This is a genomic window from Streptomyces sp. NPDC046712, from assembly GCF_040645695.1.
Taxonomy (GTDB): Bacteria; Actinomycetota; Actinomycetes; order Streptomycetales; family Streptomycetaceae; genus Streptomyces.
Genome location: NZ_JBEYYW010000011.1, coordinates 24,668 through 42,164 on the forward strand (window position 1 = coordinate 24,668; position 17,497 = coordinate 42,164).

The following is a 17,497-nucleotide window of genomic DNA, read 5'->3' on the forward strand; positions in this document are numbered from 1 at the left end:
CCCTTCGTCCAGTTTTTATGGCATTTGGCGATGATCACACCTATTGCTCATACACTGAAAAGGAAGGAGCGGATCGGGCGTCGGCGACACGGCGGCAGGGCGGACAAACCCCACCCGTGCGGCCCAACCGCCGGGCGGCGCGGCTCTCCGGACGAGTGGAATCCCGTACACATGGCTTCACAAGCGGGATGTGACGCGCGACACTCACAGGCGCGTGTTCGCCACCCGCAATCGCGGAAGTGAGGGCAACCCATGTCCCTTCAGGACGATTTGGCGGCCGTCAAGCGCTGCCTCGAAGACCTGGTCCGGACGGTCGGACAGCTGGAACGCAGCATCGCGGCGGAGCGGGGCGGCCCCCCGCCACCGGTCCCGGGCCGACCCGAGAACCTCGTGACCATCCCCGACACCCCGTACGACAGCGGGCTGTGGACGGACTCGGACGACGAGGGCCTGGGAGCACGCGACCGGCACGCGCCCTAGGAGACCTTCTTGGCCACAGGAACCGAACCGCCCTCCACCGGAAGGGGAGTGCCCGCCACCACCGGGGTGCACTCCCCCTCCCGTGCGGCGATCGCCCCGCGCCATCTACGGACCGACCGCTGGTGGCTGGCGCCCGCCGCCACCGCGGCCGGGCTGCTCGCCTTCATCGCCTACTCCACCTGGCGGGCCTTCGCCAACAGCCACTACTACGCCGCCCCCTACGTCTCGCCGTTCTACTCGCCCTGTCTGGCGGAGAACTGCGTCCCGATGAAGGCCGGGCCCAACTGGGAGATCTTCGGCAGTTGGTGGGGCCTCTCCCCCGCCCTGCTGATCCTGGTCTTCCCGCTCGGCTTCCGGCTGACCTGCTACTACTACCGCAAGGCGTACTACCGCGGCTTCTGGGCCTCTCCGCCGGCCTGCGCGGTCGCCGAACCGCACGCCACGTACACCGGTGAGACCCGTTTCCCGCTGATCCTGCAGAACCTCCACCGGTACTTCTTCTACGCCGCGCTCCCGGTCGCCGCGATCCTCACGTACGACACCGTCCTGACCTTCCGGGACGCCTCGTACGCATGGGGCCACGCGGGCCTGGGAACCGTGATCTTCCTGGTCAACACCGTGCTGATCTGGGCGTACACCCTGTCCTGCCACTCCTGCCGGCACATCGTCGGCGGGCGGCTGCGGCACTTCTCCCGGCATCCGGTGCGCTACCGCATGTGGAGCCTGGCCGGGCGGCTGAACGCCCGTCACATGCTGCTCGCGTGGGCCTCGTTGGTCTCGGTCGCGCTCTGCGATCTGTATGTGTACCTGCTCGCGACCGGCACCTTCGACGACCCGAGGATCTTCTGACATGGCTCAAGTCGAACGGCAGCAGTGGGACGTGGTCGTGGTCGGCGCGGGCGGTGCCGGGCTGCGGGCCGCGATCGAGGCGCGTGAGCGGGGCGCCCGTACGGCAGTGATCTGCAAGTCGCTCTTCGGCAAGGCCCACACGGTGATGGCCGAGGGCGGCATCGCCGCGTCCATGGCCAACGTCAACGCCCACGACAACTGGCGGGTCCACTTCCGCGACACCATGCGCGGCGGGAAGTTCCTCAACCAGTGGCGGATGGCGGAGCTGCACGCGCGCGAGGCTCCGGAGCGGGTGTGGGAGCTGGAGGCCTGGGGCGCCCTCTTCGACCGGACGCCGGACGGCCGGATCTCCCAGCGCAACTTCGGCGGACACGAGTACCCGAGGCTCGCGCACGTCGGCGACCGGACGGGCCTGGAGCTGATCCGCACGCTCCAGCAGAAGACCGTCGCGCTCCAGCAGGAGGACTTCCGGCAGAGCGGGTCGTACGAGTCGCGGCTGAAGGTCTTCCAGGAGTGCACGGTCACCCGGATCCTCAAGGACGAGGCCGGGCGGGTCAGCGGGGTCTTCTGCTACGAGCGGGAGACCGGGCGCTTCTTCGTCATGGAGGCGCCGGCCGTGGTCCTGGCCACCGGCGGCATCGGCAAGTCCTTCAAGGTGACCTCCAACTCGTGGGAGTACACCGGCGACGGGCACGCGCTCGCGCTGCTCGCGGGCGCGCCGCTGGTGAACATGGAGTTCGTCCAGTTCCACCCCACCGGCATGGTCTGGCCCCCGTCCGTGAAGGGGATCCTGGTCACGGAGTCCGTGCGCGGGGACGGGGGTGTGCTGCGCAACTCCGACGGCAAGCGGTTCATGTTCGACTACGTCCCCGACGTCTTCAAGGAGAAGTACGCGCAGACGGAGGAGGAGGGCGACCGCTGGTACGAGGACCCTGACAACAACCGGCGCCCGCCCGAACTGCTGCCGCGCGACGAGGTGGCGCGGGCCATCAACGCCGAGGTGAAGGCGGGGCGGGGATCGCCCCACGGCGGGGTGTTCCTGGACGTGTCGACGCGGATGCCGGCCGAGGTGATCAGGCGGCGGCTTCCGTCGATGTACCACCAGTTCAAGGAGCTGGCGGACGTCGACATCACGGCGGAGGCGATGGAGGTCGGGCCGACCTGCCACTACGTGATGGGCGGCATCGCGGTCGACTCGGACTCGGCGGCGACGCTGGGGGTCCCGGGGCTCTTCGCCGCCGGTGAGGTCGCAGGCGGGATGCACGGCTCCAACCGTCTCGGCGGCAACTCGCTCTCCGACCTGCTCGTCTTCGGGCGGCGGGCGGGGTGGCACGCGGCGGAGTACGCGAGCGCCGCCGGCCGTCCGGTGGTGGCGGAGGCGGGGATCGAGGCCGCGGCCGCGGAGGCGCTGGCGCCGTTCGGTGCGGCGGAGGAGGCGTCCGCGGAGAATCCGTACACCCTCCACCAGGAGCTCCAGCAGACGATGAACGACCTCGTCGGCATCATCCGGCGCGAGGGTGAGATGGCCGAGGCCCTGGAGCGCATCGCCGAGCTGCGGGTCCGGGCGCGGCGGGCCGGGGTCGAGGGGCATCGGCAGTTCAATCCCGGCTGGCACCTCGCGCTCGACCTGCGGAACATGCTGCTCGTGAGCGAGTGCGTGGCCCGGGCGGCGCTGGAGCGGACCGAGAGCCGGGGCGGGCACACGCGGGAGGACTACCCGTCGATGGACCGGGCGTGGCGTCCGGTGAACCTGCTCTGCCACCCGGCGGAGGACGGCGGGATCGAGCTGGAGCGGACCCGCACGGAGGCGATCCGTTCGGACCTGCTCGCGCTGTTCGAGAAGGAGGAACTGGCCAAGTACCTCGCCGAGGAGGAGCTGTACCAGTGAGTACCTATGACGCGCGCTTCAGGGTGTGGCGGGGCGACACCGACGGCGGGGACCTGACGGACTTCACGGTCGAGGTGAACGACGGCGAGGTGGTCCTCGACATCATCCACCGGTTGCAGGCCACACAGGCTCCGGATCTCGCTGTGCGCTGGAACTGCAAGGCGGGCAAGTGCGGTTCGTGCTCGGCCGAGATCAACGGCCGGCCGCGACTGATGTGCATGACCCGGATGTCGACCTTCGAGCGGTCGGAGACCATCACGGTGACCCCGATGCGGGCGTTCCCGGTCGTACGCGACCTGGTGACGGACGTGTCGTTCAACTACGCCAAGGCGCGTGAGGTGCCGGCCTTCGTGCCCCCGGAGGGGCTCGCGCCGGGCGAGTACCGGATGCGGCAGATGGACGTGGAGCGCTCGCAGGAGTTCCGCAAGTGCATCGAGTGCTTCCTGTGCCAGGACACCTGCCATGCGGTGCGGGACCACGAGGAGAACAAGACGGCGTTCGCCGGTCCGCGCTTCCTGATGCGGGTGGCGGAGCTGGACATGCACCCGCTGGACGCCGCGGCGGAGACGGGCCTCGACCGGAAGCGGTCCGCCCAGGAGGACCACGGCCTCGGGTACTGCAACATCACGAAGTGCTGTACGGAGGTGTGCCCGGAGAACATCAAGATCACCGACAACGCGCTGATCCCGCTGAAGGAGCGGGCCGTGGACCGCAAGTACGACCCGCTGGTGTGGCTGGGGAACAAGATCCGCAGGCGCGGGGAGTAGGACCCGGCCACCGCAGGGGTCAGTGCCAGTCCTCGCGGTAGGACTTCCAGTCCTCCTCCTTCGCGGCGAAGTCGACGTAGAGCGCGACGCCGAACCGTTCGCGGTCGTGGTCCGTGCGCCCCAGGCCGAGCCGGGTGCCGCGGATCGCGGCCGCGACCGTCTCCGCCGAGTCGTGGTGACCGAGGTCGTCCTCGTGGAAGAACGGCAGACCCATGAGCAGGTCGGTGTCCTCGGGCGTGACCTCGAGGGCGAGGCTGGTCTGCTGGGCGACATAGCCGCCGTACAGGCTCTCCAGCGGCATCCAGGTGTCGTACGACATGACGGCGATCTGGTCGACGCGGCGGGCGACCTGTCCGAAGAACTCCTGCGACCACCACTTCTCGCTGCCGCTGACGGCGCCGTTCACCGAGTGCAGGGCGGGCAGCGGGTCGATCTGGTGGGCGGCGACGGAGAGCGGGGCCTTGCGCGCCCTGGTCAGCTCGCCCAGGTCGTCGAGCAGGGACAGGTAGTTCGCGTCGTCCGACAGCAGGGGCTCCAGGTCGAAGTGGACCCCGTCGAAACCGGCGTCGAGGATCTGCCGGGCCGATCCCACCACGGCCGCGCGGGAGGCCGCGTTCTCCAGGCGCAGTCCGTCGGGGCCCTCGGTGGCCAGAACGTCACCCAGCCAGGCGTGCACCCGTATGCCGGGCATCGTCCGGTGGACGCTCTCGATCATCCACTTCGCGCGGGGGTAGCGGGCCGCGGGCAGGGTGCCGTCGTGCTCCAGCGGGCCGGCGTGGACGTAGAGGTCGCGTATGCCCGTCCCCTTGATCCGCTCGGCGAACGCCGCGAGGTCGGCATCCTTCTTCCGTCCGTCCACCCAGGCGTGGCCGAGCCAGATGGCGTCCTTGCCGCGGGACTGCGTCCCTTCGCGGAGGTCGCCCGCGTAGTTGATCCGCAGGGCGAGCGCGCTGCCGGTCGTCGGCAGCACCAGGAGCAGGACGAGGCCGAGGACGACCCACCGCCCCCGCCGCCACCAGCCGCGTACGCGTCCGTTCACCTGAGCTCCCGAGATCGTCGACGTCGTGATCACCACCCTAGAGGTGGCTACCGACAGTGACGCTCGGGGCAGAGGAACGGTTTCCGACCCGTCGCAGATGTGGAGCCCGGTCTGGAGCCCGGTCGCGGGTGCCCAGATCGGGACATAACCTCCCCATGTGACGCGAATGGCCACCCGAATCCTCCTTGCGGTGCTGGTGGCGGCGTGGTGGCTGGTCGTGCCCGCCGTGCACGACGCCCGCGCCGAAGACCCCGTCGTCCTGGCCCGGGAGGGGCAGATCACCGACAACGTGGGGGCGCTCGGCGACCGTCGCAGCGCGGTCACCCAGGCCCTGGACCAGCTCTACGACGACCGGCGGATCCAGCTCTTCGTCGTCTACGTACGGGACTTCTCAGGGCGCTCGGGCCAGAGCTGGGCCGACGCGACGGCCTACCGCAACGGTCTCGGCATCAACGACGTCCTGCTCTCGGTTGCCACCCACGACCGGCAGTACGGCTACTCGGCGGACCCCGCCTCCCGCTTCACCCAGGCACAGCTCGACGACGTGGCGCAGACCGCGATCGAGCCCGCGCTGCGACAGAACGACTGGGCCGGAGCCGCGATCGGCGCGGCGAACGGCTTGGGCGCCCTGCTCGCCGGACAGCCCGTGCCCACGCCCACCCTCACACCGGGCGCCGTCGACCCCGGCGGCGCGGTGGACGAAGGCACCTCGGGGACGGACCTGGTTCTTCCGGTGGTCCTCATCGGCGGGGCGGGAGCCGTCGCCGCGTACGCCTGGAGCAAGCGCCGCCGGCCGACCGGGGCGGGCGCGGGGCCGGGCGCTGGGGCGGGCGCGGGGGCGGGGAGCGGCACGAAGCCGCAGGCCGGGCCGGGCTGGGGCGCGCCGAAGGAACCCGCGCAGCTCCCGCTGGACCAGTTGGACGGACAGGCCCGGCAGGCGCTGGTGGCCACCGACGACGCCGTCCGCACGAGCCAGGAGGAACTCGGATTCGCGAGCGCCCAGTTCGGCGACGAGGCGGTGAAGCCGTTCACCGAGGCGCTGGCCTTCGCGAAGCAGGAACTGACGGCCGCGTTCCGGCTGCGGCAGAAGCTCGACGACGCCTTTCCCGAGGACGACGCGACCCGGCGGTCGATGCTCGACGAGATCATCGGACGCTGCGACGAGGCGAACACCCGCCTCGACGCGGAGTCCGAGGACTTCGACCGGCTGCGGGCCCTGGAGCGCAACGCCCCCGAGGCGCTGGCCGGCGCGGAGGCCGCGTTCCACGAGCAGACCGGGCGGGTCGGTACGGCGGAGGCGGCGCTGACCGCGATGCGCGAGCGGTACGCCGAGTCGGCGGCCTCCCCCGTCGCGAGCGATGTCGAGCAGGCCAAGGACCGGCTGGTGTTCGCGACCACCAACCTGGACCAGGCCCGGCAGGCGGTCGACGCGGGTGACAACGGCGTCGCCGCCGTGCACATCCGGGCCGCCGAGGGAGCCCTCGACCAGGCGGCGCGGCTCAGCGAGGCCGTGGACCGGCGGGCACAGGAACTCGCGGAGGCCGTGGGCAGACTGCCGGTCGCCCTCGCCGAGACCGAGGCCGACCTCGCCGACGCCCATGGTCTGCTCGGGGGCACGGCCGAGGAGGTCTCGACCGCCGACCTCCAAGGGCGCATCGCACGGGCGGAGTCCGTCGTCGCCGATGTACGGCGGACGGTGGAGGCGGGCCGCTACGACCCGATCGACGTGCTGCGCCGCATCGAGCAGGCCGACACGGCGCTCGACGAGGCGCTGGAGGGCGCCCGGGAGCGCGAGTCCGGCACGCGGCGCGCCCGCGCGCTCCTCGATCAGACGATGCTGACCGCCCGTTCGGCGATCGGGGCGGCGGCCGACTACATCACGACGCATCGCGGGGCGGTCGGGGCCGAGGCCCGTACGCGACTGGCCGAGGCCGAGCGCCGGCTGGAGAAGGCCGGTGCGCTCACGGCCGCCGAGGATCCGCAGGCGGCCCTCGCCGAGGCCCAGCAGGCGGGTGCGCTCGCCCGGCGGGCGCAGGACCTCGCGGAGCAGGACGTCCGCACGTATGGGAACCCGAACGGCCTGGGCGGTGTATCAGAGCTAGGAGGTGGCGGCGGCGGGCTCGGCGGTGCGGTGCTCGGCGGCATCATTCTCGGCGGACTGTTCGGCGGAGGTTCCGGAAGGGGATCCGGAAGCGGCGGAGGGGGTTTCGGTGGTGGTTTCGGGGGCGGAGGTTTCGGCGGCGGGCCCGGCCGCTTCGGCGGCGGGGGGACCCGCGGCCGGCTGGGCGGCGGCGGCCGGTTCTGACCATGTCGACCATGGCTCGCTCATCGCGTTCAAGGAGACCAGGCATGACCAAGCAGACCGTCCTCGGCCGCGTCGCCCAACTGGCGAAAGCGAACATCAACGCCCTGCTGGACCAGGCCGAGGACCCGCAGAAGATGCTGGACCAGCTGATCCGCGACTACACCGGCAACATCGCGGAGGCGGAGGAGGCGGTGGCGGCGACGATCGGCAACCTGCGGTTGATGGAGCAGGACCACCAGGAGGACGTCGACGCGGCGAGGGAGTGGGGCGAGAAGGCCCTGGCCGCGAGCAGGAAGGCGGACGGGCTGCGGGCGGGCGGACAGACGGCGGAAGCGGACAGGTTCGACAACCTGGCGAAGGTGGCGCTGGGACGCCAGCTCCAGTCGGAGAAGGAGGCGAAGACGGTCGAGCCGACGATCGCCTCGCAGACCGAGGTGGTGGAGAAGCTCAAGAGCGGCCTGGACCGGATGAGGACCAAGCTGAACGAGCTGCGGGCGAAGCGGGACGAGCTGGTGGCGCGGGCCACGTCCGTGCAGGCGCAGAACCGGATGATGGACGCGGTGAAGAACATCGACGTCCTGGACCCGACGAGCGAGCTGAGCCGGTTCGAGGACAAGGTGCGGCGCGAGGAGGCGAAGGCGATGGGCAAGCAGGAGCTGGCCGCCTCCTCGCTGGACTCCCAGTTCGAGCAGCTGGACGCCCTCGGCGACACCGCGGAGATCGAGGCCCGGCTCGCGGCGCTCAAGGGCTAGGACCTGTTCCGCGGGCCCGTGCCCTGGCGCTGATCGCCCGGACCCGCGAGGTGCTGCGGCGCTGGTCAGAACATGCTCAGGAGCTGCTCCACGGTCGGCTCCGCGGCATCGTCGCCGTCCGGCAGGGGCAGTTCGAACCAGACGGTTTTGCCCCTAGGGGTGCGGCGCGAGCCCCAGGCGGCGCTGAGGAGTCCGACCAGCTGGAGTCCGCGCCCGCCCTCGTCGGTGTCCCGGGCCCGGCGACGCCTCGGCTGGACCAGGCCGGCGTCCCAGACCTCGCAGACCAGGGTGCGGTCGCGCAGCAGCCGCAGCCGGATCTCGCCCTCGCCGTAGCGCAGGGCGTTGGTGACCAGCTCGCTGACGAGCAGTTCGACGGTGTCCACCAGCGGTTCGAGCTCCCAGGCGGTGAGCTGGGCCCGGGCCAGTTCACGGGCCCGGCCGACCGAGCGGGGTTCTCGCGGCAGCCGCCAGTCCCCCACCGCGTCGCACGGCAGACCCTGGATACGGGCCATGAGGAGGGCGATGTCGTCCTCGCCGTGCCCGGTGTCGAGGGTGGTCAGGACGCCGTCGCAGACATCCTCGAGGGGGCGGGACGCGTCGGTGAGCGCGCTGCGGAAGGCGCTGAGACCCTCGTCGAGGGGATGGTCGCGGGACTCGACGAGTCCATCCGTGTAGAGGGCGAGGAGCGAACCCTCGGGAAGTTCGACCTCCACCTCCTCGAAGGGCTCGCCGCCGACGCCGAGCGGCATCCCCGGGGGCACGTCGAGCAGCAGGGCCTTCTCGCCGGGCTCGACGAGGACCGGCGGCAGATGGCCGGCATTGGCGAAGGTGCAGCGCCGGGTGACGGGGTCGTAGACGGCGTAGACGCAGGTGGCGAGGTAGACCTCGGAGAGTTCGGGTCCGCGGGCCTTGTGGGCGCGTGCGCTCTGCTGGGCTCCGGCGGGGGCGCCGAGGCCGCGGGCGATCTCGTCGAGATGGGAGAGGACCTCGGCGGGTTCGAGGTCGAGCTGGGCCAGCGTACGGACGGCGGTGCGCAGTTCGCCCATGGCGACGGCGGCGCGCAGGCCGCGGCCCATGACGTCCCCGATGACCAGCGCGGTGCGGTGGCCGGGGAGTTCGATCACGTCGAACCAGTCGCCGCCGACCTCGGTGGCCGTGGTGCCCGGGAGGTAGCGGCAGGCGATGTCCAGGCCGGCGGCCTCGGGGTCGCCGGGCGGGAGCAGGCTGCGCTGCAGGATCAGGGCCCGCTCGTGCTCGCGGCGGTAGAGGCGGGCGTTGTCGATGCAGACCGCCGCGCGGGCGGCCAGTTCGACGGCGAGCGCCCGGTCCCGCTCGCCGAAGGGCTCGCTGCCCTTGGCGCGGGAGAACTGCACGAGGCCCACGACGGTGTCGTGGGCGACCATCGGCACGACCAGGGTGGAGTGGACGAGGCTGCCGTCGCTGCCCGGCACCGTTCTCACCCGTCCGGTGCGCAGGGCTCCGGCGCAGGGCGAGTTGAAGGGGTAGCGGTGGACGGAGCCGACCTCGACGGGTCCGGTGCCGCAACAGTCGTCCGCCCCGCCGCCTTCGGTCGTACCGGGAGTCCTCAGCGGGGTGTCCGAGACGGCGCTGGCGAAGGCGACCCGGCGCAGTTCGGCGCTGCCCGCCCCATAGCCCACGTCGTGGGAGTTGCCCCACCGTCCGGGCGGGGCCTCGTCGCCGGTCAGCAGGCCCTGGTAGAGGTCGACGGAGGCGAGATCGCAGAAGCCGGGGACGGCGACGTCGAGCAGTTCGCGGGCGGTTGCCTCCAGGTCGAGGGAGTTGCCGATGCGGGCACCGGCCTCGTTGAGGAGGGCCAGGTTGCGCCGGGCGTTCGCCGCCTCGCGGGCGGCGTTGTGGCGGCGGGTCACGTCGATGCCGAGGCCGGCGACGCCGACGGGGCGTCCGGAGCCGCCGTGCACGCGGTAGAGGTTGATCGACCAGTGCCGCCGGTCGCTGGAACCCGGGGGCGCTCCGACGATCTGGAGTTCGGTGACGGACTCGCCGGTCTCCAGGACCCGCTGGAGCGCGGCGGTCATCCGCTCCGCCTCGGGTCGCGAGAGGTAGTCGTGGACGGTACGGCCCCGGTGGTCGTCGGCCGACCCGCCGAAGACGGCGGCGAAGCGCTGGTTGGCGCGCTTCACCGTGAGGTCGGTGTCGAAGAGGAGAAAACCGAAGGGCGATTGGCCGAAAATGGCCTGCGAGGCGGCGAGGTCGGTCTCGATGTGCCGCAGGGCCCGCACATCGACCACGATGCACAGCGCGGCCCGCTCCCCCGACGGCGTCTCGCTCGGCATGACGTACATCTCGGCGATTCCGTCGGGGCGGCTCTGCCCCGGTATACGGAAGGGGACGAGGCCCGTCCATTCCTTGCCGTCGAGGATCTCCGCGACGCGGCGCCGACCACGCTCTCGCAGGTCGGGCGGCATGAACGCCTCGACGGGGTCCTTGCCCATCGCCTCTTGGGCGGGCACGCCGAAGAGGTCGACGGCCCGGCGGCTCCACTGGTCGACGAGCCCGTCGGGCCCTATCGAGAAGGAGGCGACCCGGATGTAGTCATAGATCGAGCCGGGCGGGCTGCTCTGCCACACGACGCCGCTCGCCGTCTCAGGTATCTCGCTCACGCGACCGTCCCCTCCAGCTCACCGCACCGGACCGGCCATGCCCGCAGTATTCAGCACTACGGCCCCCGACGGCACGACGTTCACGATCACAGGCTGGTCTCGTTCATTTCCGGCCGAGCCCCCGTTGATCGTTGTCCCTCCCCGTCTTCTAACCCGGCAGGGCAAGCTCGAACCACACTGTCTTGCCCGTCCTGCCTTTGCGGGTCCCCCAGCGACGGGCAGAACAAGCCACGAGCTGCAGCCCGCGACCGCCCTCGTCATCGGGGCCGGCGGGGCGCTCGGTGGGCGGATCCGGAAGCGGATCGGAGACTTCCACGAGAAGGGCGGGGTGGTGGGCGGTGTCGCCCCCGTCCGGCTGGAGGTGGACGATCCGGACGCCGATCGGGCCGGAGGCGTAGCGCAGGGAATTGGTCACCAGCTCGCTCACCAGCAGGACGGTGACGTCACCCACCGCCGGGTCGATCCGCCAGGCTCGGAGTGTGTCGCGCACCGCGTGACGCGCGGTGCGCACGGCATTGGCCTCCGCCGGGAAGTTCCACTCGGCGCAGTCGCCTTCGGTGTCGATCACGCCTGATCACTTCCCCAGCCCATCACCAGAAGGAAGGCCCGCGTCCTATTTCGGGGGGTTAATCAGCACATACCCGATATTCAGGACGAGATATCGCGGGGAATGGACCAGTGGGCGCATGGTGGCACGAACGGCGTAGGGCCTCAGCCGTGCACTCCGTCCGCGGGGACGGCCGGCAGCCGCCGTCCGGCCTCGGCGACGGCGGGCCGGTCCTGGTCGAGCCAGTCGACGGAGTTCAGCTCGTGGCGGGCCAGCCAGCGCAGCTCGTCGTGATCCTCCAGCGGGCGCGGTTCGCCGGAGAGCAGCCGGACGGTCCACACCTGGAGGACATAACCGGGCTTCAGCGGCCACTCACCGGGGATGCGCTCCCCGGGCTCGGTCTCCACGCCGAGTTCCTCGCGCAACTCCCGGACCAGGGCTTCTTCGGGGCTCTCCCCCGGCTCCAGCTTGCCGCCGGGCAGCTCCCAACGGCCCGCGAGCTCGGCGGGGGCGCTGCGGCGCGCGGCCAGCAGACGCCCCCGGTCGTACACGGCTCCGGCGACCACGACCACGTGGTCGGCCACGTGGTCGGCACGGCGATCTGTCATGGTCCGGAGCTTAGGCGGTCGTGCCGCGGGGGTCAGACCGCGGGCTGGCCGATGCGTTCAACCCAGTAGAGCTGCTTGTGTCCACGATCGTCGAGGCTGTCGGCGACCTTCTGCGCCTCGTCCTGCGTTGCGTACCGCCCGACGCGATAGCGGTTGCCGTTGTCGTCCTGCCGTATGACCAGCCAGGACAGGACAGGGCCACTGTCGGTCATCGGGCTTCTCCCTCCGCCGGTCCGGTCGTCTCTAAGGATCTCCCTGAAATGGCAATCCGCATATGCCCGACCTTACGCCTGACCTTTACACAGCGGATACGGGTTTTCACAAAGAGGTACGGATCCGGCCGGGAACCGACGGAGGGCGGCCGAAGATCGGGCCCCGGGGGCCGCCTCGGGCGGCCCGCGATTGCCCCTCACCTACGGAATCTGATCTTCCGTCAACTTCCGATCACGGCCCACGGACGGACTGGGGCGCCCCTCCCCCCGGTCAACGCTCCCCCGGTCACCGCACCGGGAGGTGGTACGCGATCCGGTAGCGGTCGGCCGGGACGACGACGTCGGCCGTCTCCACCGCCCGCCCCGAGGCGTAGTAAGTCCGCTCGACCACCATCACGACATGGCCCGGCACACCGCCGAGCGCCAGGAGCTCCTCCGCAAGCCCCGGACGCGCGCCGACCTCCTCCACCACGTTGTCGACCACCACGTCGATCGCCGCCATCCGCTCGACGACCCCGCAACCGCCCAGCGGCCCCTCCTCGGGGAGCATCACGGGCGTCCGGCCGGTCACCGCGAGAGGCTCCCAGGAGGTGGAGAGCATCATCGGCTCACCGGCGTCCCGGTACACGTACCGGGTGCGCATCACCCGCTCCCCCGGCTCGATACCGAGTCGGGCGGCCACGACCGCGCTCGCCTGCTCCTGCTCGCTGCTGGATTCCCAGGTGCCCCGCGCACCCTCGGCCGCCTGCTCCTGCCGGAACGGGTTGGCTCCTGTCGGCGGCCGGTAACCGGAGCGGGCGATCCGGCGTGGCACCGGCCGCTCCCGTACATACGTCCCCGAGCCGGAGCGGCCCTCGACGAGCCCCTCGGCCATGAGCACCTTGCGGGCCTCCAGGGCCACGGTGTCCGAGACCCCGTACTCCTCGCGGATGCGCGCCTGCGAGGGGAGTCGGGTATGCGGCGGCAGCGAGCCGTTGGCGATCTTCTCCCGGAGATCGCTCGCCACACGCAGATAGGCGGGCTGCTCACCGAACGTCACTGGACACTCCCCTCAGGTTGACGGACAGCTACAGAGTGACAACCCTCGGTGTCCACCCGCAAGCATGGGCCAAGGTTTCACCCGAAGTGATGATTTGCCTTTACGCCTGCGTTTACCGCAGGTATAGGCGGCCGATTGAGGACGATGCCTTGACCTCAATGGTCCAGACCAATACTTTCCTGTGAGCACAGCTCCCTTCCGGCACCCGCACAGGAAACGAGCCTCATGCGTCCAAGAACCCTTTCCCGGCTGACGATCGCCGCCGTCTCCCTCGGCCTCATGGCCACCCTCGCGCCCTCCGCCGGCGCCCACCCCGGCCCCGCGAAGACCGAGTACAAGCGCGTCGGCTACTTCACCCAATGGGGCGTCTACGGACGGAACTTCCAGGTCAAGGACCTGGAGACCAGCGGCACCGCGGCCAAGCTCAGCCACATCAACTACGCCTTCGGCAACGTGAGTCCCGAGGGCAAGTGCTTCACCGGCAACATCCCCGGCGAGGCCGACGCCTGGGCCGACTACGTCCGCCCGATCGACGCGGCGGGCTCGGTGGACGGCGTCGCCGACACCGCCGACCAGCCGCTCGCCGGCAACTTCAACCAGCTGCGCGAGCTCAAGGCCAAGCATCCCGACCTCAAAGTCATGATTTCGCTGGGGGGTTGGAGCTGGTCCACCCACTTCTCCGACGCGGCCCGCACCCCCGCCTCGCGCAAGGCGTTCGTCTCCTCCTGCATCGACCTGTACATCAAGGGCAACCTGCCCACCGACGGCGCCCGTGGCGGCGCGGGAGCCGCCGCGGGTCTCTTCGACGGCATCGACCTCGACTGGGAGTGGCCCGCGTCGGCCGGCGACGTCGACACCGTCTTCCGCCCGGAGGACAAGCAGAACTTCACCGCGCTCGTAAGGGAGTTCCGCACCCAGCTCGACGCCTACGCGAAGTCCCGGCAGCGCAGCGGCGAGGGCCGGCCCAAGCACTACGAGCTGACCGCCTTCGTCCCCACCGCCCCCGCCAAGATCGACGCGGGCTTCGAGGTCCGAAAGATCATGCGCGACCTGGACTTCGTCAATCTCCAGGGGTACGACTTCCACGGCTCCTGGGAGTCGACCACCGCCCAGCAGTCCGCGCTCTTCGCGAAGAACGACTTCAGCGTCGACCAGACCGTGAACGACTGGCTGCGGCGGGGCGCGCCCGCCCGCAAGCTCGTGGTGGGGATGCCGTTCTACGGTCAGGGCTGGACGGGCGTCACGGGCGGGGGCAACGGCCTCGGCCGGCCGGCGACCGGCCCCGCCCCGGCGACCTGGGCGAACGGCTACGAGGACTACAAGGCGCTCAGGAAGCTCGCGGACTCGGGGGCGTACACGCTCCACCGCGACCGGAGGAACGGCCACGCCTGGCTGTTCGACGGGACGACCCTGTGGACGTACGACGACCCGCAGGTGCTGCGCACCAAGTCGGCGTACGTACGGGCCAGGGGGCTCGGCGGCGCGATGTTCTGGTCGCTGGACGGCGACACCGCCGACGGCGAGCTGATCACGGCTGTCGACGGCGTTCTCGGCCGCCGGTAGCCACGGCGGGGCCGGGACTCCCCCAAGGAGCCCCGGCCCCGCGGTCCGGAGGTCAGGCGGACTCGCTGTCCTCCGCGTCGCGGGCCAGCCCCAGGGCCGCCCGGGCGTCCGCGCCGAGGTCCGCGGGCAGGGCCTCGAAGGCCACGTCGTACATCTCCCAGTAGGCGTCCGCGTCCGCGGACCTGGCCAGCTTGTCCCACTGCTTCGCCGCCGCGTCGAGATCCTTGCCCAGCTCCGCGACCGGCTGCGCCGACGTACCGGACCAGTGGTGGCCCCTGAGCCCCTTGCCCGCCTCCACGATCGAGGTGTGGACCCGAGCGGCCCACGCCTTGTTGGCCGCGAAGTCCTCGTCCGCGTCCTCGTCCGGCTCCTCGAAGACGGCGTTCTCGACGCGGTTGAGGTTCTGCAGGTAGGTCAGCTGGTGGGGGTCCAGGGTGGACTCGTCGGCGCGCAGGGAGCCCTTGAGCGGCTCGCCGTCCTCGACGGCGAGCGTGCAGGTCACGGAGCGGTCGCCGGTGCGCCAGCTCTGCCGGCTCGGGATGTAGTAGTAGTCCCAGACGTGCTCGGGGATCGCCCAGCTGTCCATCGCGTACGCGCTGCTGATCTCGGCGCAGCGCTCCTCGGCGAGCTTGTCGATCGGGTCCTCGCCCGGCCACTTGTCGAAGCCGGTGACCTTGAAGCCGCCGACGACCTCGCCGTCGTGCGGCTTCGCGCAGTCGACGATCTCGACGTCCGTGGTGTACGCCTCCAGCTTGCCGTCGACCTCGAAGCACTCGCCCTTGCGCAGGGAGAACGCGGACTTGGACTTCGCCGCCTCGTCCATGCCCTCCTTGAAGCCCTTCCACATCTCGCCGAAGCCGCCGGTGACGAGCCCGAGCACCATCAGCAGGCAGCTGATCGAGGACAGGACGATGCCGGCGACGGCGAGTCCCTTGCCGGTCTGGTTCTTCTTCTTGATCTGCGGAAGGGCGATCAGTCCGAAGATCAGGCCGAGGGGCGGGAGACAGCAGACGATGCCGGAGACCAGGGAGGCGATGGCCATGCCGTTGGTGGTGGGCTGCGGGGCGGCGCCGTACGGGCCGGGGCCGAGGCCCGCGCCGGGGCCGTAGGGCGCGTACGGGCCGTAGGGGCCGGGGTTGTACGGCGATCCGGCCTGCGGCCCCATCGGGTTCGACGGTTCCGGGGCGGGCCACCCCTGCCGGGGCTGCTGAGGATCCTGGGGCGGCTGGGAGGGCTCCACGGGTACGGTGCTCCTGTTGGGGCGGGCGCTACGACGGCTGGTACGAACATGCGAACGGGCGCGCGCATCGTACGTGGTCCGGGGGCGGGGGCGGTATGCGGGCGACATCCACGGCGATCCGGGCGGAGACGGTACGAGCCGTCGACCGGCGCCTCGACCTCGGCTTCGACGGGGACGAGGCGTGAGCGCGGCTCTGGAGGGCCTCGCTCTCAACCCGGCCGCTCCCGTGGACATCCTCCTCCGGCTCCTCGACTCGGGCGACGGGCCGGTGCATTCGGCGCTGTGCGCGCAGCGGCGGGAGATCCCCGAGGAAGTGGTGGACGCGATCGTCGCGCACCCGCTGCCACGCGTGCGTGGCGGGCTCGCGCGGAACGCCCAGGTGTCCGGAGAGCTGCGAGGGCGCGTGGTCGACGACGAGGACTGGTTCGTACGGTTGGGGCTGGCGCGCGGTCCCCGGCGGGAGGCATGGCCCCGGCATCTGCCGGACGGGGTGATCGACCGGATGTACGCGACCTATGAGGCCGAGGCTCTCCAAGAGCTGTCCTTCTCCCGCCAGGTGCCGGGACGCTTGCTCCGCGCCTCCGCCGAGAGAGAGCCGGTGGAGGACGACGCGGAGGAGATGGAACGGCGCCTGCGGGCGCTGCCCGGGACTCGTTCACACGCGCACAGCCACATCCTCGTCAACTGCCGCCTCTCCCGGGCCGTCGTGGACGAACTGCTGCTCTCGCGCGAGGACGACGACCTCTGGTGCCTCGCGCACAACTACAGCACCCCGCCGGACGTCGTCGCGCACGTCGCGCGGGTCGGCGACCCCACGGCCCGCCTGGCGGTCGCCCGGCGCGCGGACCTCCCGCGCGACCTGGTGGAGCTGCTCGCGCGTGACCCGGATCCCGCCGTCCGTACCGCCGTCTCCGTACGCCCCGAGCTCACCGAGGACGAGCGCGCGGCCATCGACTACGTCGTCGAGCCGCTCGACCTCGTCGAGCTGGGCGAGGATCCGTACCGGGCACCGCTCTCCCACGCCCGGTCGGCGCATCCCCTCCTGCGCCGCCGCGTCGCGCACAACCCGGAGCTGCCCGACGAACTCGTCGCACTCCTCGCCGGCGACGACGATCTGGGGGTCCGGGTCCTCCTCGCGCAGTACCACCCGAAGGCGGCGCCTCAGCTGCTCCTCCGCTGCTATCTGGAGTACGAGGGGCGGAACCGCAATCGGCTGCTCGGTCTGCCCCAATTCCCGACCACCGGGCTCGGCGTCCGCTTCGGGTCAGCAGCGGACCCCGCCGTACGGCTGCTGGCCACGCACGATCCGGCGTTGGACCCCGCTGTCGCCGTCGCGCTCACGCGCGACGCGGATCCGCGCATCCGGGCGGCTGCCGCCCGGAATCCCACGTTGCCGCGGAGACGCCTTCATCAACTCCTTGAAGACGAGGAGTTGTCCAAGGCCGCGGCCGCCAACCCGGCCCTCCCTGTGGAGACGATGTACCGGCTCCTCGCCGAGGCATGACGAAGGGGCGGTCGCCCGTCGGCGACCGCCCCTCACTCACGCGTCACTCACTCGGAACCGCA

At 71.2% G+C, this 17,497-nt stretch carries 15 protein-coding genes; 8 read left to right on the top strand and 7 right to left on the bottom strand.

Annotation, left to right across the window (positions count from 1 at the left end; all coding sequences use genetic code 11):
- The first annotated feature begins 252 nt into the window (after positions 1–252).
- From ABZ939_RS16480 to ABZ939_RS16495, 4 genes are read left to right on the top strand one after another with little or no spacing between them, the layout of a single operon-like run.
- Positions 253–480: a hypothetical protein gene (locus ABZ939_RS16480; RefSeq protein ID WP_361854658.1), complete on the top strand. Its 228-nt coding sequence runs from the start codon at positions 253–255 to the stop codon at positions 478–480.
- 9 nt (positions 481–489) lie between these two features.
- Entirely contained in the window at positions 490–1,329 is an 840-nt protein-coding gene (locus tag ABZ939_RS16485; protein ID WP_361854661.1) for a hypothetical protein, read from the top strand.
- Position 1,330: 1 nt separating this feature from the next.
- Complete coding sequence (locus ABZ939_RS16490) at positions 1,331–3,217, top strand: fumarate reductase/succinate dehydrogenase flavoprotein subunit (protein ID WP_361854664.1); 1,887 nt, start codon at positions 1,331–1,333, stop codon at positions 3,215–3,217.
- Complete coding sequence (locus tag ABZ939_RS16495) at positions 3,214–3,984, top strand: succinate dehydrogenase/fumarate reductase iron-sulfur subunit (protein ID WP_361854667.1); 771 nt, start codon at positions 3,214–3,216, stop codon at positions 3,982–3,984. The genes ABZ939_RS16490 and ABZ939_RS16495 overlap by 4 nt, the downstream gene beginning before the upstream one ends.
- A gap of 19 nt (positions 3,985–4,003) precedes the next feature.
- On the opposite strand, the gene ABZ939_RS16500 is transcribed toward ABZ939_RS16495, so the two are convergent.
- Entirely contained in the window at positions 4,004–5,023 is a 1,020-nt protein-coding gene (locus tag ABZ939_RS16500; RefSeq protein ID WP_361854670.1) for a hypothetical protein, read from the bottom strand.
- 166 nt (positions 5,024–5,189) lie between these two features.
- On the opposite strand from ABZ939_RS16500, the gene ABZ939_RS16505 reads away from it, so the two are divergent.
- Positions 5,190–7,328, top strand: a complete 2,139-nt coding sequence (locus tag ABZ939_RS16505; RefSeq protein WP_361854673.1) for a TPM domain-containing protein — start codon at positions 5,190–5,192, stop codon at positions 7,326–7,328.
- A gap of 44 nt (positions 7,329–7,372) precedes the next feature.
- Positions 7,373–8,080 carry a PspA/IM30 family protein gene (locus ABZ939_RS16510; RefSeq protein WP_361854676.1) on the top strand — a complete coding sequence of 236 codons (708 nt, stop codon included), beginning with the start codon at positions 7,373–7,375 and terminating at the stop codon, positions 8,078–8,080.
- A 65-nt stretch (positions 8,081–8,145) separates the two neighbouring features.
- Here the strand turns inward: ABZ939_RS16510 and ABZ939_RS16515 are convergent, their stop codons facing one another.
- The 5 genes from ABZ939_RS16515 to ABZ939_RS16535 all read right to left on the bottom strand — a co-directional run bounded on the left by ABZ939_RS16515 (position 8,146) and on the right by ABZ939_RS16535 (position 13,128).
- The gene (locus ABZ939_RS16515) at positions 8,146–10,722 is read right to left on the bottom strand and encodes a SpoIIE family protein phosphatase (RefSeq protein ID WP_361854679.1); all 2,577 of its coding nucleotides are present in this window, start codon (positions 10,720–10,722) and stop codon (positions 8,146–8,148) included.
- 148 nt (positions 10,723–10,870) lie between these two features.
- Positions 10,871–11,290, bottom strand: coding sequence for an ATP-binding protein (locus ABZ939_RS16520; RefSeq protein WP_361854682.1), 420 nt, complete (start codon positions 11,288–11,290; stop codon positions 10,871–10,873).
- A gap of 143 nt (positions 11,291–11,433) precedes the next feature.
- A complete protein-coding gene (locus tag ABZ939_RS16525) occupies positions 11,434–11,877 on the bottom strand; it encodes a (deoxy)nucleoside triphosphate pyrophosphohydrolase (protein ID WP_361854685.1) in 444 nt (147 codons plus the stop codon).
- A gap of 32 nt (positions 11,878–11,909) precedes the next feature.
- Entirely contained in the window at positions 11,910–12,089 is a 180-nt protein-coding gene (locus ABZ939_RS16530) for an SPOR domain-containing protein (RefSeq protein WP_361854688.1), read from the bottom strand.
- A gap of 286 nt (positions 12,090–12,375) precedes the next feature.
- The gene (locus ABZ939_RS16535; RefSeq protein ID WP_361854691.1) at positions 12,376–13,128 is read right to left on the bottom strand and encodes a GntR family transcriptional regulator; all 753 of its coding nucleotides are present in this window, start codon (positions 13,126–13,128) and stop codon (positions 12,376–12,378) included.
- Positions 13,129–13,353: 225 nt separating this feature from the next.
- Here ABZ939_RS16535 and ABZ939_RS16540 point away from each other — a divergent pair, with 225 nt between their 5' ends.
- The gene (locus ABZ939_RS16540; protein ID WP_361854694.1) at positions 13,354–14,691 is read left to right on the top strand and encodes a glycoside hydrolase family 18 protein; all 1,338 of its coding nucleotides are present in this window, start codon (positions 13,354–13,356) and stop codon (positions 14,689–14,691) included.
- Positions 14,692–14,743: 52 nt separating this feature from the next.
- Here the strand turns inward: ABZ939_RS16540 and ABZ939_RS16545 are convergent, their stop codons facing one another.
- Positions 14,744–15,931 (bottom strand): DUF4190 domain-containing protein, encoded by a 1,188-nt coding sequence (locus tag ABZ939_RS16545; protein WP_361854697.1) that lies wholly within the window; start codon positions 15,929–15,931, stop codon positions 14,744–14,746.
- 181 nt (positions 15,932–16,112) lie between these two features.
- On the opposite strand from ABZ939_RS16545, the gene ABZ939_RS16550 reads away from it, so the two are divergent.
- Complete coding sequence (locus tag ABZ939_RS16550; RefSeq protein WP_361854700.1) at positions 16,113–17,435, top strand: translation initiation factor 2; 1,323 nt, start codon at positions 16,113–16,115, stop codon at positions 17,433–17,435.
- The last annotated feature ends 62 nt before the right edge of the window (positions 17,436–17,497 follow it).

What these genes read in the sequence shown, in the direction of transcription:
- ABZ939_RS16480 (WP_361854658.1), top strand. Translation starts at nt 253, where the DNA reads ATGTCCCTTCAGGACGATTTGGCGGCCGTCAAGCGCTGCCTCGAAGAC.
- ABZ939_RS16490 (WP_361854664.1), top strand. Translation starts at nt 1,331, where the DNA reads ATGGCTCAAGTCGAACGGCAGCAGTGGGACGTGGTCGTGGTCGGCGCG.
- ABZ939_RS16505 (WP_361854673.1), top strand. Translation starts at nt 5,190, where the DNA reads ATGGCCACCCGAATCCTCCTTGCGGTGCTGGTGGCGGCGTGGTGGCTG.
- ABZ939_RS16510 (WP_361854676.1), top strand. Translation starts at nt 7,373, where the DNA reads ATGACCAAGCAGACCGTCCTCGGCCGCGTCGCCCAACTGGCGAAAGCG.
- ABZ939_RS16525 (WP_361854685.1), bottom strand. Translation starts at nt 11,877, where the DNA reads ATGACAGATCGCCGTGCCGACCACGTGGCCGACCACGTGGTCGTGGTC.
- ABZ939_RS16530 (WP_361854688.1), bottom strand. Translation starts at nt 12,089, where the DNA reads ATGACCGACAGTGGCCCTGTCCTGTCCTGGCTGGTCATACGGCAGGAC.
- ABZ939_RS16540 (WP_361854694.1), top strand. Translation starts at nt 13,354, where the DNA reads ATGCGTCCAAGAACCCTTTCCCGGCTGACGATCGCCGCCGTCTCCCTC.